2 protein-coding genes are annotated in these 2,007 nt (G+C 75.6%); both read right to left on the bottom strand.

Annotated elements, in window-relative coordinates; all coding sequences use genetic code 11:
- The coding region (locus H5J33_RS32960; RefSeq protein ID WP_181798379.1) for an LLM class flavin-dependent oxidoreductase at window positions 1-997 on the bottom strand (997 nt) is incomplete at its 3' end.
- A gap of 246 nt (window positions 998-1,243) precedes the next feature.
- On the bottom strand, window positions 1,244-2,007 hold a 764-nt coding region (locus H5J33_RS32955; protein ID WP_181798378.1), incomplete at its 5' end, for an MFS transporter.

Raw genomic sequence — 2,007 nt, 5'->3', positions numbered from 1 at the left:
GTGCGGGGGTGCCGGTGAACACCTCGGCGTCGGAGCCGAGTTCGGCGCCGTCCAGGTCGTCCAGGCGGACCTTGCGGCGGGCCGCGGCGCCCGGCTCGGCGTCCAGGAAGACCAGGACCTCCGCGAACCGAAGCAGCGGCCGGGCGCGGGTGTCCCGGCCGGTGCGCCGCACGGCCGCGTCCACCTGGGCGAGGATCGCCGCCGCCTGGGCCCGGTCGTGCGGGGTGACCCACACGGCGTCGGCGGCGCGCGCCGCGAACTCGTACGGCACACCGGCGTGCGCCAGGCTCATCACCGGTGGCTGTCCCTGCGGTGGGCGCGGGATGATCGCGGGACCCCGGACGCTGAAGTGCTCGCCCTCGAAGTCGATGTGGTGGACCTTGTCGCGGTCGATGAAGCGGCCGGTGGCGGCGTCGCGGATCTCGGCGTCGTCCTCCCAGCTGTCCCACAGCCGCCGGGCGACCTCCACCGCGTCGGCGGCCTCGTCGAACAGCGGGCTCAGCCGTCGGCCGATCCGCTCCGGGTCGCGCACGTCCTCGTCGGTGAGCCGCGGGGTCGTACGGCGGCCGAAGTGGGCGGCGTCGGCGGCGCGCGAGGCGATCTGCGGGCGCAGGCCGGCCCGGCCGGTGCTCGCGTAGTCGAGGGTGGCGATGCCGGTGGAGACGTGGAACGGCTCGGTGTGGGTGACGTTCGCGGTCGGGACCAGCCCGATGTGCGTGGTCAGCGGCGCCACCCGGGCCGCCAGCAGCACCGCGTCCAGGCTGCCGCGGACCTGGTCGACGCGGTCGTCGGGCCGGTGGAAGGCGGCCGACTGCACGCCGAGCGCGTCCTCGAAGGTGACGAAGTCCAGCAGGCCGCGCTCGGCCTCGGTGACCAGGTCCGTCCAGTAGTCCGCGCCGAACAGACCGGCCGGGCGGGCGTCGTCGGCCCGCCAGGCCGCCGGGTGCCAGCCGGCGGCGTCCAGGGCGACGGCGAGGTGCAGCGGGGGCGCGGTCACGGGGTCTCCTTCGGTACGGGGGTGCGCTCCGGGCGGTGCGGCGGGCCCAGGTGGTCGCGCGGGGTCGGTGTAGTCGCGCCGGTGGATGCCCTTCCCCTGGAGCAGCGGCACCACCCGGTCCACGAAGTCGTCCAGGCCGCCCTGGGTCAGGTGGGGGACGGCAACCGGGGCGGCGGCGGGGCGCGAGGGCCCGGTACGGCGGTACGGCGGGGAGCGGTGACCGTCCCCGCCGCCGTACCGCCGCGCCTACGCCACCGGGCGCTTGGCGGGGAAGCCGTGGGCGCGGGCGAAGACGACGACGGCGATCACCGGCAGCATCAGCAGCAGCACGCTCCACGGCAGCGAGCCGCTGCCGGTCAGGTCGAGCAGCACACCGCCGATGACACCGCCGCCCGCCATGGCGACGTTCCACAGCGTCACCAGCATGGCCTGGGCCGCGTCGGCCGCCTTCTCGCCGCCCGCGTCACCGGCCGCGGTCTGCAGCAGGGTCGGCACCCCGCCCCAGCCCAGGCCCCACAGCACGGCCGCGAGGTAGACGAACGCGGTCTGGTCCGAGAGCACCGCGAACACCGCGGCGGCCACCGCGACCAGCAGCGAGCCGGCGACCGTCAGCGCGCGCAGCCGGTGGTGGATCTGCGCGCCGACGATCCAGATGCCGGCCAGCGAGGCGGCACCGAAGACCAGCAGCACCAGGTCGGTGTTGCCGCCCATGCCGAGGTCGTCGAGGAAGGTGGCGATGTACGCGTAGATGATGGTGTGCGCCAGGACGAAGACCAGCGTCACGAACAGCACCGGCACGACGCCGGGCACCCGCAGGGCGTGCAGCATCTTCGGCCGCCCGCCGCGCTCCTGGCCCGGGTGGTCCGGTACGGCGGCGGCGATCCAGGCCAGCAGGACGACGGTCAGCGCGGTCATCGCGAGGAACGCCACGCGCCAGTCGGTCGCCTTGCCCAGGAAGGTGCCCGCGGGCACGCCCAGGGACAGGGCGACGGGGATGCCCGCCATCGCCA

It is taken from the genome of Streptomyces sp. WELS2 (assembly GCF_013870595.1).
In the GTDB taxonomy this organism is placed as follows: Bacteria; Actinomycetota; Actinomycetes; order Streptomycetales; family Streptomycetaceae; genus Streptomyces.
The sequence above is the reverse complement of the archived record's forward strand: the minus strand, read 5'-3'. Positions and strand labels throughout refer to the sequence as shown.